Raw genomic sequence first — 26,742 nt, 5'->3', positions numbered from 1 at the left:
GCCAGATCACCAATGGAATTCTGGAAGGTTTCAACAGTCTGCTCCAGTCCGCCAAATCCAGGGCACGGGGCTATCGCACCCACAAGAATTTTATTAACATGGCTTACCTCGTACTGGGTAAGCTGGATCTCAAGCTACCCACTTAAAACAGCGAGGAACCTGTTCTCAAATCATGAAAAGGAACGATATTTTATAAAAAATGTGGAAAAAATCAAGGAGATAAATTAATTTTATTAAAAACAATTGGTTGCGATTGTGTACCGGCTTGTGCGTGGTGTTGCGCTGCCTTTTTTTGCAAGATGGATTCAAAAAACTAGTATCCATAGTGACGCTAAGACTAGCGTATAGTTATTTTTTTAGTTATGATCCCTCTGCTCGTTTTCCAACCCAACAAAGGAGACTGCTATGAGCAAGTTTACCACAGCTTTGAAAGTAACTGCGCTGATTTTGCCCTTGGGCCTGGCCGGTTGCGCTACCAGTTCTGACCTCGCTAAGGTTTCTGCCAAGGCTGATGCCGCGCAGTCCACCGCCAACGAGGCTCTTGCCAAGGCTAATGCCGCACAGAGCACTGCAACTGACGCTTTGAGCAAGGCTAATGCCGCACAGAGCACGGCTGATCAGGCCATGAGCACTGCCAATTCTGCCAACCAGAAGGCTGAAGAAGCCAATGAGAAGGTAGAGCGCATGTTCAAAAAAGCGATGATGAAGTAATTTTATCGTCGTACTGGATGTGCAAAGGCCCCGCCGGTTTCCGGCGGGGCCTTTGGTTTTTTGTACTTACATGAGGCTATAGAAAGTTTGGTGTGGTCTTGATTAACCCGCCTTGCGAAAATGCAAATCCACATGAATATCCACAAAAGGACACAGTACGCCCCCACTGGCTGACGCTCAATCAATCCGAGCTCCGTGAGTACCACCACATCATCATGTACGCGGCGCACATCTCGACCTATCTGCCGGGCCAGCTCGCGGATGGAGACATCCCCTAACCGCATAATCTGGCGTAGTAACGACCAGCGTAATGCCGTTAGTCGGCCAAGAAATACATCCGCCGATTCAAAATTCAGGGTTTCTCCCTGGTAGGTTTCAGACTGAGCAGCCTTGCCCGCACTGCGTAGAGCAGCCTGCCAGTCCGGTTGTACGGTAATGGTCAGTGTTCGCGCTTCCATCGTTCCACCTCTGCAATAAAATCCTCAATCAATTGATCCACACTGATAAATGCGTAAGCCGTTTCCTCATCGGAAAAGTGAACATGGTCGCCTTTGCCACGCTCATTATCATAACCAATAACCCCTCACCTTGACGAAATAAGGTATCAACATAATAATCAATATGAATCTGGATTGGGATGAAGAAAAAAGGCGGTCTACCCTCGCTCATCGGGAACTGGACTTTGCAGATTGCGTAGAAGTGTTTGCCGATGTCACCTTTGAGTTTCCTGATAAGCGCAAGGACTATGGTGAAGCGCGTACCGTTTGCATCGGATTCCTTAAAAATCGCATGGTTGCAGTGGTGTACACGCAACGTGGGGATACCCGGCGGATTATTTCAATGAGGAAATGTAATGAGCGTGAAATCAAAATCTACCTCGAACGTCTGGCTGGATGAAGACGACGCAGAGGAATTAACCGGTAAAGAACTGGATCACCCGGAAGGCCGCTGGCTGCAAGACGGTCAGCCCATAGAAACCAGAAAAGGCCAAGCTGCCTTTCGTGCCCGCTTACGAAAAAAGCAGGTTAATATGCTGATTGATCCGGACATTCTCGACTACTTTCGCCAAAAAGCGGGGCAACGTGGGTATCAGACGCTGATCAACCGCACCTTGCGGGAATCCATGGAGCGGGAATCCTTGCTGGATGCCGTGCGCAAAGTGGTTCGGGAAGAATTGCACCATACGGACTAAAGCGGCTAGTGGTCTGTCCGCGAGGTCATTTAAGGGGGCATCATGAGCGTAGACCGTGATCGTGGGGTGGCGATTGTCAACGAGGCTGTAGACCCTCTGGATGGATACCGTGTTTGGGCAGCGATGGGGTAGTGGCGAACGCATCCGCATAACGCCCAAGGAATTGAATGCCCTGATGGAAGGCAAAATCATTGCCGTGGATGTCGAGGGTGAGTATGTGGTGTACCTTCAACTGGATGATGAATCCGAGGATTGAGCCTTGCTACCAACCATTGAAGTGGAAATTGATGCACAGGGACAGGTTCATCCCGTGGGGTTGGGCAAGCAGCTTCCGGCGTGCCGTGCCTTGTTGGCCTTGCTGACGCCGCTTGCCAACGAGGAATCGCTGCTTTCAGAATCCGTGCTGGCTGAAGACTGGTTGAAACCCTCAGAGGATGAGGCATGGGCCTACTTGCAGCCGGTCAGGTAATACGGGGGAAACCATGATCAGCGAACTGGATACCGTCATTCTGGTGAAGGATCGACTCCATGAAGGTCTGGTGAAAGGTGATGTAGGGACCGTGGTATTCATCCACGAAGGCGGAAAAGCCTTTGAGGTTGAGTTTACCACTTTGGCCGGTGATCCATTGGGGGTACTGACCTTGGCAGAAGATGAAATTCGGCCTATTTCCGCAAGGGATGTGCCGCATGTGAGGGTGGTGTGATGAAGTTTGGTTTTTTCAAGGGTAAGGGCAGAAGATAAATCTGTGTTTGTTGTGGGGCATAGTCAATGAAACTTGCAGAAACCCAAAGGGCTTTCACCGAGTCCATGCGATCAAAGTATCCGAACCTGTTCCCTGAACCGGAAAATGAGGACTACGCTATTAATCGATATGGAATAGAGGTCTATCAAGGCTGGTTTCCCATCGTTGGGCACATGATTGATCAAATCGCGATCTACGCAGAACACCATGAGATTGACGATTTCTTGCGGATCACCCAGATCAAAACGGATTACTGTCTGTTGCGCTGCAATACAACGCTGCAGAACGATGAACTGAACCAGATCATCAACGCACATAACGAACAGGCTACTCACACCTGTGAACAATGCGGGAACCCGGGCGAAATTCGCGTGGAACGCCGTTGGAAGACTGTGCTTTGCGACATGTGCAATAGTAAAAAATGAAGACGTAGATCACTGATGCATTAAAAACAGGGCGCACTGGCGACCAATGATTCTGCCGTACAGGCCATGGGCGACGAAGCCCTGAAAATGATTGCCAAGGAAGTAGCCGATACCGTGCGCCAGAACACCCGCATCGACTGGTCCATCCGTGAACAGGCACGGGCGCATCTACGGCGCATGGTGAAACGGGTTTTACGGAAACATGGTTATCCGCCCGATATGCAGGAAGGGGCGGTGAATATGGTTATTGAACAGGCTGAGGGGTTGGTGGCATAACCAAAGCCCGTTATACCAGCACGGCAATCTTGGCGTAACTTTGGAACCAGTCATCCTGAAAGACCGGCAAACCCGGTCCGTTCAGGCGGATACACCAGACGGCACCGTGCAGGTCCCATACAGCATGGCACAGACTTCGGGATGGTGCACAGAAGCCCCCACACTCAAAGAAGTTTCTCGCTGTTTGGCATCCAGTCCTGCCAGTAGCGGCACAATAGGGAATAATTCCACCGGCATTATACTGCTTCCACCACCACCGCTGTTCCATAGGCCGTGACCTCATTCATGGCCTGCCCCTGTCCGGCATCAAACTCACCGGAATCAAAGCGCATCCCCAATACCGCATTGGCCCCAATAGAACGGGCATGCTCGGCCAGTTGTTCCAGCGCATCATCGCGGGTCTGGGCAATCATTTTTAAGTAGCCAGACTGTTTTCCGCCAAAAACGGCACGGATACCGCCCAGAAGATTACCAACGATATTGCGGGACCGGACACCCGTACCATAGACCGGCCCAAGGACCCGAACCACCCGCATACCGGGGCAGTCGTTGATGGTGAGTATCAGGATATTATTTTCCACCACCATCCCCTTCATCGTTCATCACAGGTCCAGCACCCTTAGTCATTACAAATCCCCGCCACGACAAGGCGGTCCCGGACTGCATCAATGACACGCCGGCGATCCGGCATGGCCAGACGGCCTATGCGTTCCGCCATGTCCATCTCTACAGTGGCGATTTTTGCTGTGCGCACCACCGACGCCGCTGTCAGGCCGACACCTGCGAGATCGGCAATCTCAACATCTCCGGGCCACCCTTTGTTTTCCGCGCTGGTGATCATAAGCACCCACAGCAGACGTGGAGCCCCTATGCCGTTATTGATTGCAAGGACCAGGGCGGGGCGATACTGATGAACAGGTCGGTTGGTATAGGGGAACGGTAGCCTTACAACATCCCAAACTTCACAACTGCCCATAGGCCCGTCGATCTGCTTCACTGTCCCATTCGGAAAATAGCACGAAGGGGTCTTCCTCAGCTTCTTGAGTCGCTTTACTCAGAATGACCCGGTCATCCTCAATGCGGTAGGCGATCGCATCCCCCTCACGAAGACGCAATGCAACACGCACCGGCTGCGGAATGGTAGTTTGGGCTTTGCTGGTCAATTTGCTGGTAATCATGGCGCTCATGCCTGCGGGTTCCGAGACGACTTATGGTAAGGATATTCCTTGCTATCTGCAAGCCTTGATAAAAACTAAGACGCAGAAAATCACTTAGCAAACATCGCTAACTGTTTGTATTATATGGGGTGGCTGACGGGGCTCGAACCCGCGACAACCGGAATCACAATCCGGGACTCTACCGACTGAGCTACAGCCACCATATTGGAGAGAGCGCATGATACAACGGGCAAAGTTTGGCCGCAAGGCGGCGACAGGCAGGAGTTAATCCTTAGTCCATGAATAATGAGCTGACAGAGTCTTCTTCAGCAATGCGACGAATGGTTTCGGCCATGAGTTCGGCGACCGACAGTACGCGAATTTTCGGGCTTTCCTGCGCTTCTTTACGGAGCGGAATGGTATCCGTAACCACCAGTTCATCCAGTTCGGAGCGCGCTATCCGTTCCATGGCCGGTCCGGAGAGGACAGGGTGAGTACAATAGGCGCAGACCTTGACTGCCCCTTGGGCTTTGAGGGCATGAGCAGCCTCACAAAGGGTATTGGCGGTATCTACCATATCATCTACCAATACGCAGGTGCGTCCTTCGACGTCACCAATAATGTTCATGACCACGGATTCATTGGGGCGGGGACGGCGTTTATCGATAATGGCCAGATCCACTTCCAGCCGTTTGGCAATGGCGCGGGCACGAACTACACCCCCTACGTCAGGAGAAACGACAATGAGTTCCGGGTAGCTTTTCCGCCAGATGTCACCCAGTAAAATGGGGGAGGCGTAAATATTATCCACTGGAACATCAAAAAACCCCTGAATTTGATCTGCATGCAGATCCATGGTCAAAACCCGATTGGCCCCGGCGCTGGTGATGAGGTCCGCCACCAGCTTGGCCGTAATGGCCGTGCGCGAGCGGGATTTCCGGTCCTGGCGCGCATAACCAAAATAAGGCATGGCGGCAGTAATCCGGTTGGCCGAGGCGCGTTTCAGGGCGTCAATCATGGTCAGTAATTCCATGAGATGATCATTGGTCGGTGCGCAGGTGGGCTGGAGGACAAATACGTCGCGCCCCCGGACGTTTTCGAGGATTTCGACAAACACTTCGCCGTCGCTGAAAGAGCTGACCTCGGCGCGCCCCAGGGGAATTTGCAGAAAACGGGCTACTTGCGCAGCAAGAATAGGATTGGCGTTTCCACTGAACACCATAAGATTGCCGTGGGCCATGTGATGTCATTCTCTCTGTGCAGGTGGCAAAACAGTCCGAGGACAATTGGCTGGGGCGCCAGGGATCGAACCTGGGAATGCCGGAATCAAAATCCGGTGCCTTACCGCTTGGCTACGCCCCAATAACTCATTGCTCGGCAGGATCAAATAGGGGATGCCGATTACATCCTTTGACCGCCCAGGATCGCCATGGCAAAGGTACTTGTCCAGCGATGATCCGGGCGCTACTTGCATCTTCTGCAACCCCGAAAACACAGGCACCGCTCCCCGTTAAACGAACATCGCGCAATCCATGACTTTTCAGCCATTGGATTGCGGATTCGACCTCCGGGTAGCGTGCACATACTGTGCTTTGCAGGGTGTTTTCCATGACCCCGCCGAGAAACGCGCCTATTGTGCTGGGCGGGTGCTGTCGTGTCAATTCTGGAGCGGTAAAAATTTCCCGGGTGCTGACAGCAATACCGGGATGTACGAGTACATAATGGGATTCGGGGACCTCATTCAGGGCGGATAGCTGTTCACCGATCCCTTCTGCCCAGGCGCTCTGTCCAAAAATGAACACCGGAACATCCGCACCCAGTTGGGTGCCGAGTGCCATCAGCTCCTGACGGGTAAAGCCGCTTCGCCAGAGGCGGTTGAGAACGATCAGGGTGCTGGCGGCATCCGAGGAGCCTCCGCCAATCCCGCCGCCCAGCGGCAGAACCTTGTCGATGTGAATATGGACGCCTTCCCGGATGCCTGCGCTTTCCATCAGCAGGCGCGCCGCACGGATGGCAAGATCATCTGCCTCAGCGACGGTTGCGGCTCCGCCACTTCGGGAGAATTGGCCGGCGGGTCGCGAACTGAATTGTAGCTGATCGGCAAAATCAATAAATTGAAAAACGGTCTGCAGTTCATGGTAGCCGTCGGGCCGTTGTCCGACGACCCGGAGCATCAGGTTCAGTTTTGCCGGGGCAGGGTAGGAAATGCTCATGTTTATTCTGCTTGACCCATTTGCCACTGAGTAATGGCCATACGCAGGGCAATGCCATCCGGACCATTTGCCTGCAATAATTTGGGCATAGTCAGTCCGCCGACGGGGGTATATTGCAAATAGTGGACCTGCCAGGGGCCGCTGCGGAGAATGTTCGGCAATCCTAAAGCGTTGTTGCTGATGGTGCTGGTGTTACCGCGCAAGCCGAGCATCCAGTCCGGCAGCTCCGCAGCCGGCAGTTCGACATGCAGGACCATGCTCAGTAGCGTGGACAGATTACGAGCTTGCCGATGTTCTCCGGTGATGGTTTCCAGATGAGCACCGGAAGCCTCTACCGTGATGCGTGCCACGGTTCTGCCCAGAGGGTCATAAATGGAAAGTTCCTGCAGCCGGGGCGACTGTTTCCAGCGAAAGCCAAAGTTTTCATTCTGTTTGGGTGTGCTGAGGACGGCTTCGCCACTGGCACGCCAGTATTTCAGGCTGGAAATCACCTGATTACGCTCCGCTGTGGGGAGAATGTTGGTATGGCTGGGGGCTACGGGGGAAATGGTCGCGCAGGCCGAGAGCGTCAAGGCGAGAATGGCCCAGGCACCGATTTGCAGAGCCCGGTTCAACACCGCAAAGAGGAAATTTGTAAGGAAAGAAGGTCTCATGGCTGGCGGGTCAGTTCCTGGCGGAGAGGGATATCGTTGGGATTTTTATCCAGCGCCTGTTGCCAGACGTTACGGGCTTCCTGATGTTTGCCGAGAGCCCAGAGGATACGTCCCAGATGCATGCTGAGTTCGGGATCATCAGGAAGGGCCTGGTGGGCTTTTTGCAAGTATTCCAGGGCTTTCTGGTTGTCGCCCTGACGATGATGGAGCCAGCCGATACTGTCCAGAATCTCCGGGTTTTCGGGTTCTAGTTCAATCGCTTGGTGTAATAGCGTGCTGGCTTCGGAGAGGTTCTGATTCCTTTCCACAAGGCTGTAGCCCAGAAAATTATAGGCCTGGGCATTATCAGGGGCGAGCTGAATGACCTGATGCATGGATTTCTCCATGGCTGGAAAATCATGGAGTTGTTCCTGGACGGCACCTTGAGCATACCAGAGCTCCGCATTTTCCGGAAGACGTTCGAGAGCTTGCTGAAGTATTTGCAGGGCCTGCTGCAGGTGGCCGCTGCCTTGTAACAAATCGGCCTGGAGCAGGGGAATCTGCGCCTCTTTGGGGTGAGCGGTTGCCAGAGTTTGCAGACGGGTCAGGGCTTTTTTATGGTCACCCAGCTGATACTCCACGCGTGCACTGTGCAGCTCCACTTCTGCATACAGGGGGCCGGAGTGAATGCGCTGGTACCATTGCAGAGACTCCGCCCAGTGACCCTGGGCTTCATACAATCGGCCCAAATAGTAAATGGGTGCGGGGGATTGGGGCGCGAGATCACGGGCGCGCTGCAGATTACTTTGGGCTGCAGGCCAGTTGTGGCGTTCAATGTCCATGATCCCTAAGGACAAGGCGATTTCAGGATTATCCGGGTGTTGCCGCGCCATTCCCTGATAAATCCGGTAGGCCTGGGTCGTGCCCCCCATTTTCAGATAAAGCGCGGCCAAGTACTGGTGGGCTTTTGTCGCGTCTGGATGATGCGCTGTAAAAGACTGAATACTGTGCAGGGCCACGGTCGGCCCTTGGGTGGTTTGCAGGGCCTCGGCCAGTTGAATGGCAGCTTCCTGCCAGTCAGGTCGCAGGCTGAGCGCTTTTTCCAGCCAGGTGATAGCATGATCGGGATGGTTCTCGATCAGATCAATCCGACCCAAGGTGTAATAAGCACTGGCAGAGTTTGGATTTTTGCTGGCCAAAGCAGTTAATAGTCGCTTCGCTTCGCCACTTTGGCCGTGGGCAATCAGTAATTCCGAGAGTTGCAGGGTGATTTTGGGATCATCCGGAAAACGCGCCAGAGTTGCCTGGAGCAGGTTGATGGCTTGCTGTTCTTGACCTTTGGTCAGCAGCAGTGCTGCCTCAAACTGGTCGGCCCTGGCGCTATCGGGTGCCAGTTTCCGCCATTTTCTGGCCAGGGTCAGGGCGTCATCAAAATCCCCGAAGCGGGCGGTAGCCTGGGTGGCGCGCTCCAGAACATTTGCCTCGGGTGCCAGTTTGGCTGCTTCCGCCCATGCCGGTATGGCGAGCTTTGGCTCCTGCTGCAAGGTCGCAAATTCGGCAACCAGGAGGTAATACAACTGTTCTCCAGTCATCCCGGCAGGCTTGGTATCGGCCACAGCATTCCCAGCGATAAGGCTGAGCAGTATTCCTGCCACCATGCCGCTCAGCTTGCTTCTCATACCATCTGCTCCGGATTGATCATTCAGCGAGCACAATAACTGCTGGCGCAGCGGCTTGCAATCCTGTGCGCGGTCAGCGACAATTCAGCCCCTCCATCGTCGCTCTGCAGGGACGGTCGCTGCTATTTTCTGCTTTGGTCTAAGTCATCATACTGCCCCGATTGCGGTTCGGGAAAAGGTCGCCTTTTCTCCGGAATCGCTGGCTGCGGCTTACCGCGATCTGCTTGATCAGGGACTCGTCAAGGAAGCTCTGATTGTATCTACCTGCAACCGCACCGAAATTTACGTGCATGGCGGTCATGGGTCGAATCGTCAGGCCTTGCAGAACTGGCTCTGTGCGTTTCATCAGATTGATCCCCGTTCTCTGGATGGACACATTTATTACTCCAGCGACGCAGAGGCTGTCCGCCATCTGTTTCGGGTAGCCTGCGGCCTCGATTCCATGATTATTGGTGAACCCCAGATTTTGGGACAGGTGAAAGATGCCTATCAGGCAGCTGCCGACAGTGGTGCAGCCGGTCCAGTCTTGAATCGCCTGCTGCACTGGACGTTTCGGGTTGCCAAACGGGTGCGTTCGGAAACCGCCATTGGCTCTGCCCCGGTGAGCGTGGCCTATGCAGCGGTCAGTCTGGCCAAACAGTTGCTCGGGGGTCTGGAAGGTCGCTCGGTATTACTGATCGGGGCTGGAGATACCATAGAACTGGTGGCTACCCATTTGCGGGAGCACGGCGTAAGCACTTTTGCTGTGGCCAATCGCAGCTCCGAACGTGGTGAGCAACTGGCCGCAAAGTTTGCGGGGAATGCCCATACCCTGGAAATGATCCCCAGTCTTCTGCATGACGCTGATGTGGTGGTGAGCTGCACGGCCAGCACCCAGCCCATTGTCAGCCGTGAGGCGGTGTCTGCCGTCATGGCGCAGCGCGAACGTGGTGATCTGATGCTGGTGGATCTGGCCGTACCCCGGGATATTGCCCCCGAAGTGGAAAGCATTGAGCAGTGTTATTTGTACACGCTGGACGATCTGAATGATATTGCCCAGGCAGGAATGCGGGCGCGACGTGAAGCCGCTGCAGCTGCCGAGTTGATCATTGCCGATGAAGTGGGCCAATTCCAGCAGTGGCGCGAAAGTCTGGATGTGGTGCCCGCTATCCGCCGCCTGCGCGATCACGTGGAAGAACGGCGTCAGGATGAAGTGCGGCGTTTTCAGCATTATCTGGATCAGGGCCAGGATCCGCACGCGGTTCTGGATGCTTTTTCCAAGGCCCTGATCAATAAAGTGCTACATGATCCCATTGCGACCTTGCGCCAGCCCTGCCAGGAAGCCACCAATGAGAGTCTGGTCGCGGCGTTGGACATTCTTTTTCATCTCAGTGATGCTGAAGGATGAGCCTCAGTCCGCGTTTGCAGGGCCAGCTGGAACAGTTGGCCTTTCGCTTTGAAGAGCTGAGCCAGATGTTGACCAGCCCTGAGTTGGTCAATGATACCCAGCGCTTTCAGAGCCTTTCCAGGGAGTTGGGTGAAATCAGTCCCATACTGGATTTGTTACGCCGTCACGAACAGCGCCAACGCGATCATGACGAGGCGGAAAAAATGCTGCTTGAAGAGCGCGATCCCGATTTGCGGGAAATGGCCCATGACGAGCTGGCGAGCGCCAATAAAGATCTGGAGGAACTGGAAGAGTCCTTGCGCTTGCGCTTGTTGCCCAAAGACCCCAATGATGAGCGCAACGTTTTCGTGGAAGTACGTGCGGGGACCGGGGGAGAAGAAGCCGCTCTGTTTGCCGGCGACCTGGTGCGCATGTATACCCGTTATGCCGAGAGTCAGGGTTTTACAGTGCTGTTGTTGTCCGCATCGGAGTCGGAGCGGGGCGGCTACAAGGAGGCCGTGCTGGAAATCAGCGGGCGCGGTGCTTATTCCCGACTCAAGTTTGAATCGGGCGGCCATCGGGTTCAGCGCGTCCCTGAAACTGAAGCCCAGGGGCGTATCCATACCTCCGCCTGTACGGTGGCGGTATTGCCGGAGGTGGATACGGTCAGCGAGATCAATATCAATCCTGCGGATCTGCGAATTGATACCTTTCGAGCCAGTGGCGCCGGTGGTCAGCACATCAACAAGACCGATTCGGCTATCCGGATTACCCATATTCCTTCGGGTCTGGTGGTAGCCTGTCAGGAAGATCGCTCACAGCACAAAAACCGCGCCAAGGCGATGGCCTTGTTACAGGCCCGACTGCTGGAAACAGAGCAGGAAAAACAGCAGAGCAGTGCTGCACAAACCCGGCGGCTTTTGATTGGTTCCGGCGATCGCTCCGAACGCATTCGTACTTATAATTTTCCGCAAGGACGCCTGACGGATCATCGGATCAATCTGACCCTGTACCGGCTGGAAGCTATTCTGGCGGGAGATCTGGATGCCGTCATTGAGCCGTTGATCAAGGAATATCAGGCCGATTTGCTGCAAAATCTGGGTGATGATTAGTCTTCAGGACTGGCAGCGCCATCTGGGTGCGCAGTTGGCGGCAGTCAGTGACCAGCCTGCCCAGGAAGCGCGCTGGTTGATGACCCATGGTCTCGGTCTCCGTTCCACGGAACTTTTGATAAACCCGCAAAAGGTTTTGACTCCCACTGAAAGAGCACAATTACAGACACTTCTGGACCAGCGACTCAGCGGTGTGCCTCTGGCTTACTGTCTGGGTGAATGGTCCTTTTATGGACTGGATCTGACAGTCACTGCTGCAGTATTAATTCCTCGTTCCGATAGTGAATTACTGGTCAGTCTGGCGCTTATGGAGAGTCAGGTAGAGGATGACCTGCAACTGCTTGATCTGGGCACAGGGTCCGGAGCACTGGCCCTGGTGCTGGCCCGTGAACGGCCGCAAGCCAGCGTTTTTGCTGTGGAGCAAAGCCCGGAAGCCTTGGCTATCGCCCGGCTGAATGGGGATCGAATCGGGGTGAAAAACATCCAGTGGTTGCAAGGTGATTGGTATACTCCCCTGGATCCGAACCTGCGTTTTGATCAAATTATTTCCAACCCGCCTTATCTCGCCAGTAATGACCCCCATCTGCCGGACTTACAGCATGAGCCCAGGACTGCGCTGGTGGCTGGTGCAACGGGTCTGGAATGTCTGGAACCTATTATTATCGGTGCCCGTTCGCGCTTGCGCCCGGGGGGACGTATTTTGCTGGAGCATGGTTGCGAGCAAGCTGCTGCAGTGCACACACTCCTGCATGACCATGGTTTTCAGCAGGTACAGACGCATTGTGATCTGGCGGGCAGAGAACGTGTAAGTAGTGCCAGGAGTCCTGATCATGCCTGAATTACCGGAAGTGGAAGTGACCCGTCTGGGAATCAGTCCGCATCTTTTGGGAAAAAATCTGCAGGGCGCGATCGTGCGTGAATCACGTTTGCGCCTGGCTGTGAATGCGGACTTGAGCGCGCAGGTTGCCGGTCAGAAACTGGAGCAAATAAGACGGCGCGGCAAATATCTGCTGCTGGATCTGCAACGGGGCAGCATTCTGATTCATTTGGGGATGAGTGGACACTTGCGGGTACTCCCGCAGGACACTCCGGTGGAGAAGCATGATCATGTGGACCTGCTTTTTGCTCAGGATACGTGTTTGCGTTTCCATGATCCCCGCCGTTTTGGCGTACTTTGCTGGCTGAAAGAAGCGGATACGCACCCATTGATTGCCCGCCTTGGTCCCGAACCTCTGGGCGAGGATTTTTCCGGAGCCTATCTCCATGCTCAGAGTCGTCAGCGCCAGATTCCGGTAAAAGCCTTTCTGATGGATGCGCATCAAGTGGTGGGTGTGGGAAATATTTACGCCAATGAGGCCCTTTTTGCCGCAGGCATTGATCCGCGTCGCCCGGCCGGACGCATCTCTCTGGCCCGCTACACCCTCCTGGCCGCAGCCGTGCGTGTCGTGCTGGAAGCTGCTATTCAGCAGGGGGGGACGACTCTGCGCGACTTTACCCGACCAGATGGCAGAAATGGATATTTTCGACTATCTCTGGCGGTATACGGACGAGAAGGACAAGCCTGTATCCGCTGCGGAAAAGCTTTGCAGGGAATACGCATCGGCGGGCGGGCGACCACTTATTGTTCCCATTGTCAGCACTGACCTGTCGGGAGTACCCATGAGCATTGAGCAGTCGATTACCCGGTCACCGATTTTGGAGGGCCTGTCTGCATTGAACCGCTGGCGCCAGGATCTGGTTAGTGGTCTGCACGAAATGGCAGCACTCACTGCCGACCTCGGCCTGCTGCCCAGCGGAACCATGCTGCAGCTGGAAACCCTGGCTTATGATACAGAGCAGGACAGTCTGCGCATTGCTTTTGTCGGGGAGTTTTCCCGGGGTAAAACCGAACTGATCAATGCCTTGTTTTTTTCGGATATGGGCCAGAGACTTCTGCCTTCCAGCTCCGGGCAGACCACCATGTGTCCCGTGGAAATTCGCGGTGCGCCGCAAGGACGTCCCGGTCTGCAGCTGCTGCCCATCGCCAGCCGCAGCCTCGATGTCAGTATTGAAAAACTCAAAAAGGCGGGAAGCGCCTGGCGCAAGTTCCCCTTGTCTGTGGCAGACAAAAAGGAGCGATCCGAGTCATTAGCGCACTTGACGGAAACGGTTTGTGTGGCCGTAGAAGATGCCCGGCGTATTGGTCTTTGCCCGCCGCTGAACCGCACCCCCAAAAATCGCGAACGCACGGTATGCCCCTCTTGCGGATTGGGTAAGGTGCTGATTCCGCGCTGGCGGCACGCCATATTATATCTGGCACACCCGGTATTGGATGCAGGCTTGACAGTGCTGGATACCCCGGGCCTCAATGCCATTGGTGCCGAGCCGGAACTGACCTTCAGCATGCTGGCAGATGCGGACGCTATTGTATTTCTGCTGGGTGCAGACACCGGAGTAACGCAAAGTGATCTGATGATCTGGGACCAATACCTGATGCGCAATGCCCATCAAAAGCAAATTGTACTCTTGAATAAAATTGACACCCTTTGGGACGAATTGCGGGAAGAGGATGATATTCAACAGGAAATTACCCAGCAGGTGGCTAATACGGCAACCCGCTTACGTATCAGCCCTGATCAGGTCATTCCGGTTTCCGGTCAAAAAGGCCTGGTTGCCCGAATCCGTCAGGATGCGGAGCTGCTGGAGCGCAGTGGCTTGGCCGCGCTGGAGCGCTCCATAGCGGAAGTACTTTTGCCAGCGCGTCATGAAACCATCAAGGAAAAATGCCGAATGCTCATAGAGCGGGCGGTGCTGGATCAAAAAAATATGTTGCAGGATCAGCGCCATCGTCTTTTAGCCCAAATGGATAGCGTACAAAGTCTCAAGGACCGTACGGCTGAAAAAATCCCCAAACTGGTTGCACAGCATCAAATCCTGCTCAAAAATTTTGAGCAGGATCGACAGGCTTTTGAAGAGAAAAAAGCCCGGTTTCGCCAGGCAGTGGAAGAGTTGTTGCTGATTCCTCTGGCTCCCAATACCTTTGATCTGGTGATCAGCAATGCCAAGGCGGAAATGCTCTCAGCCTGGACAACTGCAGGAATTGTCGAGCGTTTCCGGCAGTTTTTCAGTGAAGCCATCGCCCACTTTGATCGGGCACTGGAGGGCGCACAACAAGTGTCCGCCATGGTCGCGGAAGAATATCAGGCCTTGCAGAAGCGTTACCGCCTGCCCCCCTTGCGGGCCGTGCCCTACGCCATGATGCCCAGACGTGCGGAATTGATGGATATGTCTGAAAGCTACGAGCGTTTTGGAATGATGCTGGAAATTGCGGTAAACACCCAAAGTAGCGTGGTGCGCAAGGCATTTTTGACGGTAGCGGGTCGTACCCGGGATTTTGTCGTCGAAACCCGTCGGGAGGCGGAAAACTGGGTGGATGAAATCATGGCCGTCATGAACCAGCAACTCCAGCTATTTCATCAAAATGCCGAGGAAGAGCTGAATTCACTACAAAGTATTGCCACGACTATGGGTAATATTGATACCAGAGTACAGCAGCTGGAACAGAGTCTTGCCGAGATTCAGGAGCAGAGTGACCGGCTTGATCGCCAATCCGCTCCACTCCTGAGTCTGCTGCGAGCGCCTTTCAGGCCTGTCCGGTAAGTTGCCGGAATTTGCTTTGCAGTTGTTCAGCAGATTCTGCATGGTCAGGATCTTTGCTGATACAATCCACCGGACAGACTTCCATGCACTGGGGCGTGTCGTAATGGCCAACGCACTCGGTGCAGAGATTGGGGTCAATGACATAGATATTCGGCCCCATGCTGATGGCGCTGTTGGGACATTCGGGTTCACAGACATCACAGTTGATGCAGTTGTCATCAATAAGCAGAGACATTTATTTCTCCTTGGATCAATAGCATATTCTACTTTTCTGAATGGTCTAGGTCCACTCCGTTAAGAAAATGTCTTTTCAGGGCGCTGGCTACCGCAGGATGGACAAAAGCGCTGACATCTCCGCCCAGGCGACTGATTTCCCGAACCAGGCTGGAGGAAAGAAAAGTATGCTGATCAGAAGTCATCAAAAACAGGGTCTCAATTTGCGCATCCATGCGGCGATTGATGGAGGCCAATTGAAATTCATGCTCAAAATCAGAAATGGCGCGCAACCCGCGCAAAATCAGATGGGTTTTTTCTTCCTGCAAGAGGTGGATCAATAATCCGGAAAAAGCGCGTACCCGGACTCCCGGAATGCCTGTGAGGGTTTCCGTGGCCAGGGCGACTCTTTCAGTTAGAGGAAATATGGGATTTTTGGGAGTTTCCGAGGCGATGGCCACCACGACCTCGTCAAAAAGCTGGGCAGCGCGGCGGACCAGGTCTTCATGCCCATGGGTGATTGGATCAAAAGTGCCGGGATATATAATCCGTCTGGGCTGAGGTTTTGTGCGCATGTGCTCCTACTGCTTGCTAAACAGGGTGTAAAAAGCATCACCACAATGTCCGTGGCGATAAGACTGCCAACCTTGAGGAATATCTGCGGCCTGCCATTGTTCCGCAGCCGAGCTTTCCAGGTAAAGCCAGCAGGGTTTTTCCGATGTTGCGCAGGCAGCAAAACAAGACGCCAGACGCTGCGGCCAGCCCTGATCAAAGGGCGGATCAGCAAACACTATATCAAAGGAAGGCGCATTCTGCTGTAGATAGTGCAGAGCATTCTTGCCGGCAAGCTGGCTTTCCGGAATCCCACAAGCCTTGAGATTCTGTAACAACAGGGCGCGATGCCGGGGATTTTTTTCGACAAAAACCACTTCCTTGGCATCTCTTGACCAGGCTTCCAGCCCCAAAGCGCCACTTCCGGCGAAAAGGTCCAGAACCCGCGCGCCTGCAACCACCCCGCCCAACCAGTTAAACAGTCGTTCACGGACTACCCCGGGCGTAGGGCGAACGCCTGAATCTGAGGGGGTCAACAGCCGGCGACCTCGATGCCGTCCAGCAATGATGCTGACGGTCATGGATTTTTACCCCAAATTGCCGGTGACAGATAGTCATCAGCGATGGGCGCATTGTTCGCTGCGCTGCTTCGGTGGATAATGCAACTATTCATAATGTCTGAGGTTCTGCCCGTTCAATGGTTTTTAACTGGTTCAAGCGTAACAAAAGCCCTTCTCAGGAGGAAATGACAGAAGCCGCTGACGCAACTGTCCAGCCTGAGCCTGCTGAGGAAAAACCTGAGACTGTTCTGCCTGCACATGTTGAGGCAGTACCAGAAGCCGCATCTGAAGATGAGACCACCCCGCCACCCGCACAGCTATTGGAAGAGCCGGAAGATCAACCAACGGAGTCTCCCGATATGGCGTTGCCTGCTGCCGAACCTGCCGCTGGTTCCGTGCAAAAAGGGCTTTTTGCACGACTACGAGAAGGTCTGAACCGGAGTCGGGAGCAATTTACCGAAGGCGTCGGCCGACTGGTCCTGGGTAAAAAAGTCATTGATGACGAATTGCTGGAAGATCTGGAAGCGTTATTGTTACAAGCGGATCTGGGTTCTGCAGCGACTCGGGAAATCATGGCCTCGGTGACGGAAAAAGTGCGTCGTAAGGAACTGACAGATCCTGCCATCCTGAAAAAAGCCCTGCGCGATGCGTTGCTCGATATTTTGCGGCCGCGTGCGGAACTCTGGGTGCCGGAAAAGGGACGGACGCAGGTATTGATGATGGTAGGCATCAATGGTGCCGGGAAAACGACGACTACGGGCAAGCTCGCCGCACGCTGGAAAGCCGATGGGTTTTCCATGGTGCTGGCGGCCGGAGACACTTTTCGGGCGGCTGCGGTTGAACAGTTGCAGGGCTGGGGACAACGGGTGCAGGTTCCGGTAGTTGCGCAGGGAACCGGTGCGGATAGTGCCTCGGTAGTTTTTGATGCGTTTGCGGCGGCGCGGGCCCGATCTGCCGATCTGCTCATTGCCGATACGGCAGGACGCCTGCATACCCAAGACCATTTGATGGAAGAACTGAAAAAAGTCAAAAGAGTACTGGCAAAGCAGGATCCCGAAGCGCCCCATCAGGTCTGGTTGGTGCTGGATGCAGGAACCGGACAAAATGCCCTGAATCAGGCCCAGCAGTTTCATGAGGCTATTGGTCTGACGGGTATCTGTATTACCAAACTGGATGGCACCGCCAAGGGCGGGGTGGTGGCGGCTATTGCCAAGGCTCTGCCGATTCCGATTCGTTACATTGGTGTAGGCGAACAGGTGGCTGACTTGCGTCCCTTTGATCCAGAATCTTTTGTTGATGCCCTCTTCGCGGAGCCGAAGTCATGATTGAATTTATCAATGTCACCAAACATTATCCCGGCCGCCATCATGTGCTGCGTGAACTGAATCTTAAATTGCCGACCGGGCAGATGGCTTTATTGACCGGGCCTTCGGGGGCAGGCAAAAGCACGCTTCTGAAATTGTTGCTGCGTCTGGAGGACGTCAGTCATGGCACGCTGATGGTCAATGGCGTGGATGTTTCGACCCTGAAAAAACGCCATATCCCCGCCTATCGTCGGCGCATTGGGGTGGTTTTTCAGGATCACAAATTATTGATGGATCGTGACGTGTTCAATAATGTCGCCCTGACTTTGCAGGTCAGTGGGGTATCTGGAAAGCAGATTCAGAGCCGGGTAAGGGCAGCGCTGGAAAAAGTCGGATTGGGTAACCGGATTCATAATTTGCCGGCCACTCTGTCGGGCGGCGAACAGCAGCGGGTGGGGATTGCCCGGGCCATTGTGCATACCCCGGAAATTTTGCTCGCCGATGAGCCGACCGGTAATCTCGATGGTTCGTTGAGCACGGAAATTCTGGATCTGTTCCGGGACTTTCATCAGCACGGTACCACGGTTCTGGTGGCTACCCATGACCAGTCCCAGGTAGAACGTTTGGGGCTCCCCGTCTTTCATCTGGAGCAAGGGATGCTACAAAATTCCAAGGAGAAATCCGCGTGAGTGCCTTACATATTCGTCGGGAAGCCGCCCAAAATGCCTTGAACACCCTGCTGAAGCAGCCGTTAGCAACGCTAATGACCATTTTTGCCCTGGCTATTGTGCTGGCGCTACCTGTGGGCCTTTTTGCGGCGCTCAATAATCTCCAGCAATTGTTGGGGCAATGGCGAGATCAAGCCCAGATTTCACTTTTTCTCCATCAGGATGCTACAGAGCAAGACATACAGCAGCTGCAGAAGCAGTTACAGGGCAGCACCGGAGTCGTCAATGTGCGCTATGTCGGTAAGGAAGCCGCATTGAAAACGTTTGAAAAAAACGCCGGAATGACGGCTGCCATCAAAATTCTCGGAGAAAACCCACTCCCGGCTTCGTTTATTGTTGAACTGAATCCATTATCTGAAAGTCCGGCGGCCTTGCAGGCGCAAGTTCAGGAGTGGGCGCGTCAACCCGGAGTTGCCAGTGCCCAATCCGATTTGCATTGGGTGGCACGTCTGCAGGCCATTCTGGCCCTGGGCAAAAGGGCTGTCTGGATTTTGGCCATTATGTTGGCCGTGGGCGCAATTCTGGTTATGGGTAATACCATTCGCCTGCACATTGCCCAGCGCCGCGATGAAATTGATATTGCCAGTCTGGTGGGGGCAACGCGGGCCTTCATCCGCAGACCATTTTTGTATCAGGGACTGATTCAGGGGGCCATTGCCGGAATACTGGCCTGGATTATTATTGCGATTACCATCGCGATTTTGCAGGAACCGGTTGATCGTCTGGCGACTTTGTATGGTACCCGGTTTCAGCTTTTAGGCCTGACGGGTCTGGAAGGACTGATCCTGATTATTATCAGCGCTATTCTTGGTTGGCTGGGTTCACGCCTTGCAGTGGGTCAACACCTCGACCATACTTTTTCATAATGGATGAGCTGCCCTTGAAAATATTGTTCGGGATCCCCATCTAATCCTTATACTGTATATGTATTGAGAGGCTCGGCTCAGTTTTTGGAATTAAGGAACCAGCTGCAGATCTTGAGAGTCCAATGTATGTTGATTGTTGCGAGGACTAACTATGAATGAACTTGCTATAGCCAGTAGGGATTTGGTCAGTGCAGACGGGCTGACGGCTTACCTGCGTTTTGTCAATGCCCAGCCCATGCTGGAGCCTGAAGAAGAGCGGGATCTGGCCCTGCGTCTGCGCGATCATGACGATGTCGAAGCGGCAAAATCCCTGGTGCTCAGTCATTTGCGCTTTGTGGTGCGGATTGCCCGGGGTTATCGGGGCTACGGCCTGCAGGAAGCTGACCTGATTCAGGAAGGGAATATCGGTCTGATGAAAGCCGTCAAGCGCTATGATCCTGATCATGGCGTACGCCTGGTCTCTTTTGCCGTACATTGGGTCAAAGCGGAAATTCATGAATTCATTTTGCGCAACTGGCGTATTGTCAAAGTGGCTACCACCAAGGCCCAGCGCAAGCTGTTCTTTAATCTGCGTTCCAGCCGAACCCACACGGGCTGGTTGAGTGGTGAGGAAAGTGCGGCCATTGCTGAAGATCTTGGCGTTACCCGGGAGCAGGTGCTGGAAATGGAAGGCCGGATGACTGGTCATGACTATTCCCTGAATATGGAGCCCGATGAGGAAAGTGGTCATTCGCGGGTCATGGAACTGGCTGATCCTGCGGAGTCCACTGTGGATCAACTCCTGGATAGGGATTGGGACGAGCACCAGCATACCGTATTGCAGAGTGCCTTGTCGGCCCTGCCTCAGCGTGATCGCTACATCATTGAAAACCGTTGGCTCAGCGAAGATCCCAAGACCCTACAAGTGCTGGGTGATGAGCTGGGAGTTTCGGCAGAGCGTATCCGCCAGCTGGAAAAAAGCAGCATGGGCAAGCTGCGTCAGAAAATGCTGGCACTCAGTCCGGCGGCCTGAAACGATGCTGTTGTTTCATATTGATGATGCAGGGCGCTGGCCGAATTTGTTGGCCAATGTGCGCAATGCAGCGGCGGCGGATCCCGAACAGGCGCTGCGCGTTATTGCCAATGGTCAGTCCCCGGTATCATTGTGGGCGCATGGTCACTGGCGGCGGGAAATCGAAGAGCGGATCAGCGCCGGTTTATGTGTGGATTTTTGTGAAAACAGTCTGCGCAACATGGGCCTTGACCCAGCCGCCCGGCCTGCTGGCAGTCATCTGGTTCTGTCTGGTGTCATTGCCATTGCCCAAGCCCAGGCGGCCGGAGCGTTTTATCTCAAGCCGTGAGCTACATTTCGGTAACACAACCCAATTTATAAAATATAGCGGGACAGGTCTTCGTCCTGGGCGAGGTCCTGCAAGCGTCCATCCACATAGGCTGCGTTGACTTCCACGCTGGGCTGACTCAGGTCTGGCGCTGAAAAAGCCACTTCTTCCAGCAGGCGTTCCATGATGGTATGCAGGCGGCGGGCGCCAATGTTCTCGACCCGTTCGTTGACCTGTTGCGCGATTTCGGCAATGCGCTGTACGCCATCATCAGTAAATTGCAGTGTGACCCCATCACTGGCGAGCAGGGCGCTGTACTGACGAACCAGGGCGTTTTCTGGCTCCTGCAGAATACGGACCAGGTCTGCCGCACTCAGGGCATCCAGCTCTACGCGAATAGGGAGTCGTCCCTGCAGTTCCGGGATCAGGTCCGAAGGTTTGCTGAGATGAAATGCCCCGGAGGCAATGAACAGGATATGATCGGTTTTCACCACGCCATAACGGGTGCTGACGTTGGACCCTTCCACTAGCGGCAACAAATCCCGCTGCACCCCTTCCCGGGAAATGTCGGTCCCCTGCTGACTACCGGAGCGGACTGCCACCTTGTCAATTTCATCGATGAAAACAATGCCGCCCGACTGCACCCTTTCCAGGGCCAGGGCCCGTACTTCTTCTTCATTGACCAGCTTGGCAGCTTCGTCATCCGTGAGCAGACGCCGGGCTTCCGCCACCGGCACCTTGCGGGTGCTGGTTTTACCCTGAGACATATTGGAGAACATATCCCGCAGCTGGTTGGTCATTTCTTCCATACCCGCTGGCGCCATGATTTCCACCCCCGCTTTGGGAGCAGCAACCTCAATTTCGATTTCCTGCTGATCCAGTTTGCCTTCGCGGAGCATCTTGCGGAATTTTTGGCGGGTCCCTTCATCGCTGCGTGGCACCGTGCTGTCCCGGGGGCCAGGAATCAACGCATCGAGAATGCGTTCTTCGGCCATTTCTTCAGCGCGCTGGCGCATGGCCGTTTGGCGTTCACTACGAATCATGTCTACGGCCGTTTCGGTCAAGTCCCGGATAATGGATTCCACATCCTTGCCGACGTAACCCACTTCTGTGAATTTGGTGGCTTCGACCTTGATGAAAGGGGCGTTGGCCAATTGCGCCAGACGGCGGGCAATTTCGGTTTTGCCGACGCCGGTAGGCCCAATCATCAGGATGTTTTTGGGGGTGATTTCCTGATGCAGGGGGGCAGGCACCTGGCCGCGCCGCCAGCGGTTGCGCAGGGCAATTGCCACTGCACGCTTTGCGTCAGACTGGCCGATGATGTACTTGTCCAGTTCCTGGACGATTTCACGGGGGGTCATTTCAGACATGCTCATAGTTCTTCAATCGTATGGTTGTGGTTGGTATAAATGCAGATGTCCCCGGCGATGCCCAGCGCCCGTTCGGCGACCTCACGTGCTGGCAACTCGGTATTTTCAAGCAGGGCACGGGCTGCAGAAAGGGCATAGGGACCGCCGGAGCCAATGGCAATAATGCCGAATTCCGGTTCCAGCACATCGCCCTGGCCGGTAATAATCAGACTTTGCTTATCATCCGCAACGGCCAGCATTGCTTCCAGTCGTCGCAATACCCGGTCGGTGCGCCACTCTTTGGCGAGTTCAACAGCCGCCTTGGCCAGTTGTCCGGGATGGGCTTTCAGTTTGGCCTCGAAGCGTTCGAGCAGGGTAAAAGCATCGGCGGTAGCACCCGCGAAGCCAGTCAACACCCCCGGTTCAATACGCCTTACCTTGCGGGCATTGCCTTTCATGACGGTATTGCCAAAAGTTACCTGACCATCTCCGGCCATCACCACATTGCTGCCGCGTCGCACGCAAAGTATGGTGGTGCCGTGCATGGGTAATGCATCTGTCATAACTTATCCTCGGTTTCCGGGCGTTTTGTGTGTCTGGCGCGCGGGTGCGCCGCATCATATACATGCGCCAACTGCTGATAGTCCATATGGGTATAAATAGCCGTGGTTGCAATACCTGCGTGTCCCAAATACTCCTGCACGGCGCGCAAATCTCCGGCGGACTGGAGAAAATGGCTGGCTGCACTATGGCGCAGGGTGTGGGGATGAATATGCTGCCCCAGGCGTTTTTCTCCCATTTCCTTCACGCGGATCTGAATGCTGCGAACACTGAGGCGATGACCAGCGGCATTGAGCAGTAAAGCATTTTCTTCAAGCAGATGCTTGTCCACAAGCAGAGCATGGCGTAGGGGTAAATACAGATCGAGCATTCGCCAGACGCTTTTCCCGGCCGGAACAATGCGCTCCTTGCTGCCTTTACCCATGACCCGCACGGTCCCGCCATGACGATCCAGATCCTGCAGGTTCAATCCCGCCAGTTCACTGACGCGCAGGGCGCTGGAATAGAGCAGTTCCAGGATCAGTTGATCGCGGCTCTGCGCAAAATTGGGGGCTGTAGAGGGCTTTTCGACAGGGTCCATCAACTGTTTGGCCTGATCGACGGTCAACCAGTCCGGCAGGCGTTGTTCGGATTTAGGCATCATGATGCCCTGCACCGGATTCGACAAATCCGGTGATGCCTGTTGCAAATGCCGATACAGGGCACGCAGGGCGGCGAAGCGTCTGCGCAGGCTGCGCACGGCCACTCCGCGACTGCGTTCCGCCATCAGATAAGCGCGCAAATCGCCGGGCTGAATATGGGCAATGTCCTGATGTCCACGGCTTTGCATAAAGTGCAACCAGCCTTGTAAGTCGCGATGATAAGCCGCGACGGTGGCAGGGCTGCTGCGCCCGCTGCGGGCAAGCGTCTCTGTGAAGTCGGTGACTGCTTCCTGCATCAACATGGGGTCAGGCAGCGATCCAGAGCGGCCGTCACCAGACGGGCAATTTGATTGAGCAAATCCGCACCCGCATCCTTGGCATAACGCTCGGGATGTTGACTGCCCAGCACAATGCCCGCCTGAATATGCTGGCCGACCAATGGAATCAGCGCAAAAGATTCCAGAGCTGCGCCCTCGGCTGCAAACAAAGCGCTTCGCAGGCTTGGATTGATAGAAAGACCAGTGGCCGCTTGGGTGGGCGGCGAGCCGTCCAGTATCCCCAGAAAATCCGCTTCTTCAAGCACCGTAAACTGGGGTAGACCCGACACCGGCGTGCGGGCTATTAGGGCCAGCGCCTCCACCTGAAAACCTTCGTGCAGCCGGGTCAGCACGGTATTCAAGGTTGCCGGACAGTCCGGCGTGTTCAGCAATTCGGTAGCCAGATCAGAAAGGTGCAGGCCCAGCGCCGCATTTTGTTGGGCGGCACCCAGCAGGGCGGCAATGCGCTGCTGCAGACGGCTATTTTCGTCGCGTAAAACCTGTGCCTGTCTTTCCAGCAGGGAGGAGGCGGACCCGCGACCGACATGGGGAAGGGTCAGGGACAGTAACAAATCTTCCTGATCCCATAAATATTGCGGATGTTCGAGCAGGTACTGGCGGACTTGTTCTGCCTGAGCATCGTGTTCGGGGGCTGTTGCCAAATTAATCATCCTCCCAGTGGGTATCGCTGTAGCGTTCGGGGGCACTGTGTACTTCCAGCGCCGCGATCAGATGGGCGAGGGTTTCGCCTTCCTGATCTGTCAGTTTGTGCAGAAAAGCCAGATCCCGGGCGTCGCAGTTCAGGCTGTCAGCTATGGCTTGTACCGTGGTGTTCTGCATGAGGATGTCCCCCCTTGTCTGTCAAACAATGCGTTATAAGAGCCAGGTTCCGTCAAAAACCACCTGCGCTGGTCCTGTCATCATAACGGCTTGTCCTGGTCCTGCCCATTGAATGTGCAGGCGACCCCCCGGAAGATCTACCGCAACGGCCGGGTCCAGCGCTCCCCAGCGGATTCCAGCCACCACCGCCGCACAGGCATTACTGCCGCAGGCCAGGGTTTCTCCTGCACCACGTTCCCAGACCCGCAGAAGAATATGGGAGCGGTCACAGATTTCCATGAATCCGACATTGCAGCGCTGCGGAAAATCCGGGTGCTTTTCGATTTGCGGCCCGAGCTGGGTGACGGGTGCAGTGGCCACATCCGGCACGCGCAGCACGGCGTGCGGATTACCCATGCTGAGTGCGGCCAGGCGCAGTGTGTCATGATGGACTTCCAGCAGGTATTCGGGGCCTTCTTCCAGGGTTTTAAAAGGAATGGCCTCCGGAGCAAAACGCGGAGCCCCCATATTGACGCTGACCTCGCCGTTTTCGAGAATGCGCAGTTGCATTTGTCCGGATTGGGTTTCTACCTGAATGACTTCCTTGTCACTGAGCCCGGCGCGGCGGACAAAAACCGCAAAGCAACGCGCACCATTACCACACTGGGCAACTTCACCGCCGTCCGCATTGAAAATGCGATAACGAAAATCACAGTCTGGGGACTGGGGGTTTTCTACCAGCAGGATTTGATCGCAGCCGATACCAAAATGGCGGTCAGCCATGGCGCGGATTTTTTCCGGCGTCAGATGGACCCGCTGGCGGATACCATCGAACACGACAAAATCATTGCCGAGGCCATGCATTTTCGTGAAATTCAGTACGCTACGGGCAGTTTGATCAGTTTTAGCTATCATGGACAAGAGTTTAGCACGGACTAAAGCGGAAGGCTCGAAAAGGGCCAGTGTCATCATGGCAACAAAAAAGCGCCAAGGAAAACCCCGGGCGCTGCTATGTTCTTGGCTGGGGAACGTGGATTCGAACCACGGTTAGCGGAGTCAGAGTCCGCTGTCCTGCCGCTAGACGATTCCCCAAGAGTGGCGGCGATGATAGCTTTAGGCCAGCTTCCCTGTCAAACCGGATTGCCGGATCAGGTGAAAATAACCCTGGCTTTGTATTTATTTTGCCGACGTTGTAAAAAAGGTGTTGTCAAAATGTTGCATAGTGTCCACACCGGTGCTATAACTTGCACCGTAGTATCCAAACAATGCTCTCGAGGAGGAGCTTTATCATGAAGAAGAATCTTATCGCTTTGGCCGTTGCGGCCGCAGTTTTGGTTCCTGGAGTGGCTTTTGCTGCAGATAGTGACACTTCCAGCAAGGTATTTCTGCCTGAGAACTCCCAGGATACCGGTCCTATCCTCTATGGATTTGCCCAGATTACCGGTAGTCAGCAGTTTGGCAGTTCAGGAAATGAAGGTCTGATCTTCGGTGCTCATCGTATCCGCTTGGGTGTTAAGGGTACAGCCGTTCCTGGAGTGACCTACAATTTCCAATATAAGTGGGACGGCGCTTGGATGAGTGGTGGATCCCTTCAGGGCGCAAGTAAATTTTTCCCTGGAGTTGAGGGTGAATCCGGCGTTCAGGATGCGGAAATAAATTTCGCCTTCATTCCTGAAGTGCAATTAAAAGTTGGTAAATTCCGCGTGCCTGTCGGCATGGAGCGGACTCAGTTCGGTGGGGATGACTTGTGGTTTATCCAGCGCTCTATGAATCAGTCCATAGGTGCAGACCGTAGTGCGGGTGTTATGTTCCATAGTCCTAACGTAATGGGTACCGGAATCTACTACAGTGCGGGTATATTTGATAACCATTCTCTGGATGGGAACAATGCGTTTACGCTCTTTGGTAATAATCCACTGGGTTCTGAGTACGCAAATGTAGGTGTGCCTTTCGGTGGTCCCAGCGTTTTGGGTGGTTCCTATGCCCAGACACGAGTTGGCGGAGTTCTGACGAATGGTACTGGCAAATATCTTTTTGCGGGAATGGTTGGCTACAAGCTAAATCCTCTTCTCAATGTTGAATTATCTGGTGCCCGTGCAGACACTTTAGATTCAGCCCCGGGTTATGCAAAGCAAATTGATTCTTGGAATGTGGGTGCTCGTGGCGGCATGATGGGACTTAAGTATATGGCCGAATATAGCCATGTAACTAGTGTAGTGTTGCATTCTGTTTGCTGCTTAAGTGGCTATTGGCGCGAATGACCTTTTGCAGGATGTCGCGGGCGGTTTTGGTCCAGATGAAGGGTTTGGGATGGGTGTTGTGGTGGTCGATGTACCGCACTTGCCCAATACGGCGCTTTTCTTGTTCG

At 54.4% G+C, this 26,742-nt stretch carries 39 protein-coding genes and 3 tRNA genes; 20 read left to right on the top strand and 22 right to left on the bottom strand.

Going from position 1 to position 26,742, the window contains the following annotated elements; all coding sequences use genetic code 11:
- Both H7F08_RS12080 and H7F08_RS12075 read left to right on the top strand, forming a co-directional pair.
- A partial coding sequence (locus H7F08_RS12080; RefSeq protein ID WP_193640665.1) for a transposase occupies positions 1–146 on the top strand: 146 nt, incomplete at its 5' end.
- Positions 147–405: 259 nt separating this feature from the next.
- Complete coding sequence (locus H7F08_RS12075; protein WP_024892891.1) at positions 406–711, top strand: Lpp/OprI family alanine-zipper lipoprotein; 306 nt, start codon at positions 406–408, stop codon at positions 709–711.
- A gap of 2 nt (positions 712–713) precedes the next feature.
- Here H7F08_RS12075 and H7F08_RS12070 read toward each other — a convergent pair whose 3' ends face one another.
- Together H7F08_RS12070 and H7F08_RS15530 are read right to left on the bottom strand one after the other, a co-directional pair.
- Complete coding sequence (locus H7F08_RS12070) at positions 714–1,169, bottom strand: hypothetical protein (protein ID WP_226831517.1); 456 nt, start codon at positions 1,167–1,169, stop codon at positions 714–716.
- A complete protein-coding gene (locus tag H7F08_RS15530) occupies positions 1,151–1,288 on the bottom strand; it encodes a DUF6516 family protein (RefSeq protein WP_237747392.1) in 138 nt (45 codons plus the stop codon). The genes H7F08_RS12070 and H7F08_RS15530 overlap by 19 nt, the downstream gene beginning before the upstream one ends.
- 44 nt (positions 1,289–1,332) lie before the next feature.
- Here H7F08_RS15530 and H7F08_RS12065 point away from each other — a divergent pair, with 44 nt between their 5' ends.
- From H7F08_RS12065 to H7F08_RS12035, 7 genes are all read left to right on the top strand, one after another.
- On the top strand, positions 1,333–1,608 hold the full coding sequence (locus H7F08_RS12065; RefSeq protein WP_080707742.1) for a BrnT family toxin: 276 nt from the start codon (positions 1,333–1,335) through the stop codon (positions 1,606–1,608).
- Positions 1,571–1,903 carry a BrnA antitoxin family protein gene (locus tag H7F08_RS12060; protein ID WP_193640664.1) on the top strand — a complete coding sequence of 111 codons (333 nt, stop codon included), beginning with the start codon at positions 1,571–1,573 and terminating at the stop codon, positions 1,901–1,903. The genes H7F08_RS12065 and H7F08_RS12060 overlap by 38 nt, the downstream gene beginning before the upstream one ends.
- A gap of 109 nt (positions 1,904–2,012) precedes the next feature.
- The gene (locus H7F08_RS12055) at positions 2,013–2,159 is read left to right on the top strand and encodes a hypothetical protein (RefSeq protein ID WP_162175875.1); all 147 of its coding nucleotides are present in this window, start codon (positions 2,013–2,015) and stop codon (positions 2,157–2,159) included.
- A 3-nt stretch (positions 2,160–2,162) separates the two neighbouring features.
- Positions 2,163–2,372 (top strand): hypothetical protein, encoded by a 210-nt coding sequence (locus tag H7F08_RS12050; protein WP_031569923.1) that lies wholly within the window; start codon positions 2,163–2,165, stop codon positions 2,370–2,372.
- Between the two features lie 13 nt (positions 2,373–2,385).
- Positions 2,386–2,607, top strand: coding sequence for a DUF4926 domain-containing protein (locus H7F08_RS12045; RefSeq protein WP_031569927.1), 222 nt, complete (start codon positions 2,386–2,388; stop codon positions 2,605–2,607).
- A gap of 65 nt (positions 2,608–2,672) precedes the next feature.
- The gene (locus H7F08_RS12040) at positions 2,673–3,071 is read left to right on the top strand and encodes a hypothetical protein (RefSeq protein WP_193640663.1); all 399 of its coding nucleotides are present in this window, start codon (positions 2,673–2,675) and stop codon (positions 3,069–3,071) included.
- A 36-nt stretch (positions 3,072–3,107) separates the two neighbouring features.
- A complete protein-coding gene (locus H7F08_RS12035) occupies positions 3,108–3,347 on the top strand; it encodes a type I restriction enzyme endonuclease domain-containing protein (RefSeq protein WP_226831524.1) in 240 nt (79 codons plus the stop codon).
- 81 nt (positions 3,348–3,428) lie between these two features.
- On the opposite strand, the gene H7F08_RS12030 is transcribed toward H7F08_RS12035, so the two are convergent.
- The 10 genes from H7F08_RS12030 to H7F08_RS11985 form a co-directional block, all read right to left on the bottom strand.
- A complete protein-coding gene (locus tag H7F08_RS12030) occupies positions 3,429–3,584 on the bottom strand; it encodes a hypothetical protein (RefSeq protein ID WP_193640662.1) in 156 nt (51 codons plus the stop codon).
- Positions 3,584–3,934: a YbjQ family protein gene (locus tag H7F08_RS12025; RefSeq protein ID WP_193640661.1), complete on the bottom strand. Its 351-nt coding sequence runs from the start codon at positions 3,932–3,934 to the stop codon at positions 3,584–3,586. Before H7F08_RS12025 ends, H7F08_RS12030 begins: the two co-directional genes overlap by 1 nt.
- A 32-nt stretch (positions 3,935–3,966) precedes the next feature.
- A complete protein-coding gene (locus H7F08_RS12020) occupies positions 3,967–4,323 on the bottom strand; it encodes a type II toxin-antitoxin system PemK/MazF family toxin (protein WP_193640660.1) in 357 nt (118 codons plus the stop codon).
- Positions 4,310–4,534: a type II toxin-antitoxin system PrlF family antitoxin gene (locus H7F08_RS12015; RefSeq protein ID WP_215865862.1), complete on the bottom strand. Its 225-nt coding sequence runs from the start codon at positions 4,532–4,534 to the stop codon at positions 4,310–4,312. The genes H7F08_RS12020 and H7F08_RS12015 overlap by 14 nt, the downstream gene beginning before the upstream one ends.
- Before the next feature lie 115 nt (positions 4,535–4,649).
- Positions 4,650–4,725: transfer RNA gene (locus H7F08_RS12010), tRNA-His, on the bottom strand.
- Positions 4,726–4,796: 71 nt separating this feature from the next.
- The gene (locus H7F08_RS12005; RefSeq protein WP_193640659.1) at positions 4,797–5,744 is read right to left on the bottom strand and encodes a ribose-phosphate pyrophosphokinase; all 948 of its coding nucleotides are present in this window, start codon (positions 5,742–5,744) and stop codon (positions 4,797–4,799) included.
- A 47-nt stretch (positions 5,745–5,791) separates the two neighbouring features.
- Positions 5,792–5,866 (bottom strand) — tRNA-Gln (locus tag H7F08_RS12000).
- 5 nt (positions 5,867–5,871) lie between these two features.
- Complete coding sequence (gene ispE / locus H7F08_RS11995) at positions 5,872–6,717, bottom strand: 4-(cytidine 5'-diphospho)-2-C-methyl-D-erythritol kinase (protein ID WP_193640658.1); 846 nt, start codon at positions 6,715–6,717, stop codon at positions 5,872–5,874.
- Positions 6,718–6,719: 2 nt separating this feature from the next.
- Entirely contained in the window at positions 6,720–7,370 is a 651-nt protein-coding gene (gene lolB, locus H7F08_RS11990) for a lipoprotein insertase outer membrane protein LolB (protein ID WP_193640657.1), read from the bottom strand.
- Positions 7,367–9,028: a tetratricopeptide repeat protein gene (locus tag H7F08_RS11985; RefSeq protein ID WP_193640656.1), complete on the bottom strand. Its 1,662-nt coding sequence runs from the start codon at positions 9,026–9,028 to the stop codon at positions 7,367–7,369. Before H7F08_RS11985 ends, lolB begins: the two co-directional genes overlap by 4 nt.
- 55 nt (positions 9,029–9,083) lie before the next feature.
- Between H7F08_RS11985 and hemA the strand changes: the two genes are divergently transcribed.
- From hemA to H7F08_RS11960, 5 genes are read left to right on the top strand one after another with little or no spacing between them, the layout of a single operon-like run.
- Entirely contained in the window at positions 9,084–10,415 is a 1,332-nt protein-coding gene (gene hemA / locus H7F08_RS11980) for a glutamyl-tRNA reductase (protein ID WP_010637731.1), read from the top strand.
- A gap of 14 nt (positions 10,416–10,429) precedes the next feature.
- A complete protein-coding gene (gene prfA / locus H7F08_RS11975) occupies positions 10,430–11,506 on the top strand; it encodes a peptide chain release factor 1 (RefSeq protein ID WP_226825957.1) in 1,077 nt (358 codons plus the stop codon).
- Complete coding sequence (prmC, locus tag H7F08_RS11970) at positions 11,499–12,344, top strand: peptide chain release factor N(5)-glutamine methyltransferase (protein ID WP_024892910.1); 846 nt, start codon at positions 11,499–11,501, stop codon at positions 12,342–12,344. The genes prfA and prmC overlap by 8 nt, the downstream gene beginning before the upstream one ends.
- The gene (gene mutM / locus H7F08_RS11965; protein WP_031569944.1) at positions 12,337–13,149 is read left to right on the top strand and encodes a bifunctional DNA-formamidopyrimidine glycosylase/DNA-(apurinic or apyrimidinic site) lyase; all 813 of its coding nucleotides are present in this window, start codon (positions 12,337–12,339) and stop codon (positions 13,147–13,149) included. The genes prmC and mutM overlap by 8 nt, the downstream gene beginning before the upstream one ends.
- Positions 13,150–13,165: 16 nt before the next feature.
- Complete coding sequence (locus H7F08_RS11960; RefSeq protein ID WP_193640655.1) at positions 13,166–15,145, top strand: dynamin family protein; 1,980 nt, start codon at positions 13,166–13,168, stop codon at positions 15,143–15,145.
- On the opposite strand, the gene H7F08_RS11955 is transcribed toward H7F08_RS11960, so the two are convergent.
- Genes H7F08_RS11955 through rsmD form a run of 3 tightly spaced genes read right to left on the bottom strand, consistent with a single transcriptional unit; the run spans position 15,129 to position 16,491 of the window.
- A complete protein-coding gene (locus H7F08_RS11955; RefSeq protein ID WP_010637741.1) occupies positions 15,129–15,380 on the bottom strand; it encodes a YfhL family 4Fe-4S dicluster ferredoxin in 252 nt (83 codons plus the stop codon). The genes H7F08_RS11960 and H7F08_RS11955 overlap by 17 nt on opposite strands.
- A gap of 28 nt (positions 15,381–15,408) precedes the next feature.
- Positions 15,409–15,933 carry a pantetheine-phosphate adenylyltransferase gene (coaD, locus tag H7F08_RS11950; protein ID WP_193640654.1) on the bottom strand — a complete coding sequence of 175 codons (525 nt, stop codon included), beginning with the start codon at positions 15,931–15,933 and terminating at the stop codon, positions 15,409–15,411.
- A gap of 6 nt (positions 15,934–15,939) precedes the next feature.
- Complete coding sequence (gene rsmD, locus H7F08_RS11945) at positions 15,940–16,491, bottom strand: 16S rRNA (guanine(966)-N(2))-methyltransferase RsmD (RefSeq protein ID WP_031569950.1); 552 nt, start codon at positions 16,489–16,491, stop codon at positions 15,940–15,942.
- A 164-nt stretch (positions 16,492–16,655) separates the two neighbouring features.
- Between rsmD and ftsY the strand changes: the two genes are divergently transcribed.
- The 5 genes from ftsY (at position 16,656) to H7F08_RS11920 (ending at position 20,708) form a co-directional block, all read left to right on the top strand.
- Complete coding sequence (gene ftsY, locus H7F08_RS11940; RefSeq protein ID WP_226831519.1) at positions 16,656–17,795, top strand: signal recognition particle-docking protein FtsY; 1,140 nt, start codon at positions 16,656–16,658, stop codon at positions 17,793–17,795.
- On the top strand, positions 17,792–18,463 hold the full coding sequence (gene ftsE, locus H7F08_RS11935) for a cell division ATP-binding protein FtsE (RefSeq protein WP_010637749.1): 672 nt from the start codon (positions 17,792–17,794) through the stop codon (positions 18,461–18,463). Before ftsY ends, ftsE begins: the two co-directional genes overlap by 4 nt.
- Positions 18,460–19,368, top strand: coding sequence for a permease-like cell division protein FtsX (gene ftsX, locus H7F08_RS11930; RefSeq protein ID WP_210434772.1), 909 nt, complete (start codon positions 18,460–18,462; stop codon positions 19,366–19,368). Before ftsE ends, ftsX begins: the two co-directional genes overlap by 4 nt.
- 151 nt (positions 19,369–19,519) lie before the next feature.
- Positions 19,520–20,380, top strand: a complete 861-nt coding sequence (gene rpoH, locus H7F08_RS11925; protein ID WP_031569959.1) for an RNA polymerase sigma factor RpoH — start codon at positions 19,520–19,522, stop codon at positions 20,378–20,380.
- A 4-nt stretch (positions 20,381–20,384) separates the two neighbouring features.
- A complete protein-coding gene (locus tag H7F08_RS11920; protein ID WP_031569961.1) occupies positions 20,385–20,708 on the top strand; it encodes a hypothetical protein in 324 nt (107 codons plus the stop codon).
- 26 nt (positions 20,709–20,734) lie between these two features.
- On the opposite strand, the gene hslU is transcribed toward H7F08_RS11920, so the two are convergent.
- The 7 genes from hslU to H7F08_RS11885 form a co-directional block, all read right to left on the bottom strand.
- Positions 20,735–22,057, bottom strand: a complete 1,323-nt coding sequence (gene hslU / locus H7F08_RS11915) for an ATP-dependent protease ATPase subunit HslU (protein ID WP_193640653.1) — start codon at positions 22,055–22,057, stop codon at positions 20,735–20,737.
- A 2-nt stretch (positions 22,058–22,059) separates the two neighbouring features.
- Positions 22,060–22,599: an ATP-dependent protease subunit HslV gene (gene hslV / locus H7F08_RS11910; RefSeq protein ID WP_075323306.1), complete on the bottom strand. Its 540-nt coding sequence runs from the start codon at positions 22,597–22,599 to the stop codon at positions 22,060–22,062.
- Positions 22,596–23,540, bottom strand: a complete 945-nt coding sequence (locus tag H7F08_RS11905) for a tyrosine recombinase XerC (protein WP_010639816.1) — start codon at positions 23,538–23,540, stop codon at positions 22,596–22,598. The genes hslV and H7F08_RS11905 overlap by 4 nt, the downstream gene beginning before the upstream one ends.
- A complete protein-coding gene (locus H7F08_RS11900; protein WP_227487871.1) occupies positions 23,534–24,226 on the bottom strand; it encodes a DUF484 family protein in 693 nt (230 codons plus the stop codon). The genes H7F08_RS11905 and H7F08_RS11900 overlap by 7 nt, the downstream gene beginning before the upstream one ends.
- Positions 24,219–24,395 (bottom strand): hypothetical protein, encoded by a 177-nt coding sequence (locus H7F08_RS11895; protein WP_010639806.1) that lies wholly within the window; start codon positions 24,393–24,395, stop codon positions 24,219–24,221. The genes H7F08_RS11900 and H7F08_RS11895 overlap by 8 nt, the downstream gene beginning before the upstream one ends.
- Before the next feature lie 33 nt (positions 24,396–24,428).
- A complete protein-coding gene (gene dapF, locus H7F08_RS11890; RefSeq protein ID WP_413541260.1) occupies positions 24,429–25,346 on the bottom strand; it encodes a diaminopimelate epimerase in 918 nt (305 codons plus the stop codon).
- Positions 25,347–25,392: 46 nt separating this feature from the next.
- A tRNA-Gln gene (locus H7F08_RS11885) sits at positions 25,393–25,466 on the bottom strand.
- 197 nt (positions 25,467–25,663) lie between these two features.
- Here H7F08_RS11885 and H7F08_RS11880 point away from each other — a divergent pair.
- Positions 25,664–26,635 (top strand): porin, encoded by a 972-nt coding sequence (locus tag H7F08_RS11880; RefSeq protein ID WP_193640651.1) that lies wholly within the window; start codon positions 25,664–25,666, stop codon positions 26,633–26,635.
- Positions 26,636–26,742: the final 107 nt, after the last annotated feature.

It is taken from the genome of Acidithiobacillus sp. HP-11 (assembly GCF_015100075.1).
GTDB lineage: Bacteria > Pseudomonadota > Gammaproteobacteria > Acidithiobacillales > Acidithiobacillaceae > Acidithiobacillus > Acidithiobacillus thiooxidans.
This window is presented reverse-complemented; position numbering and strand designations above follow the sequence as displayed.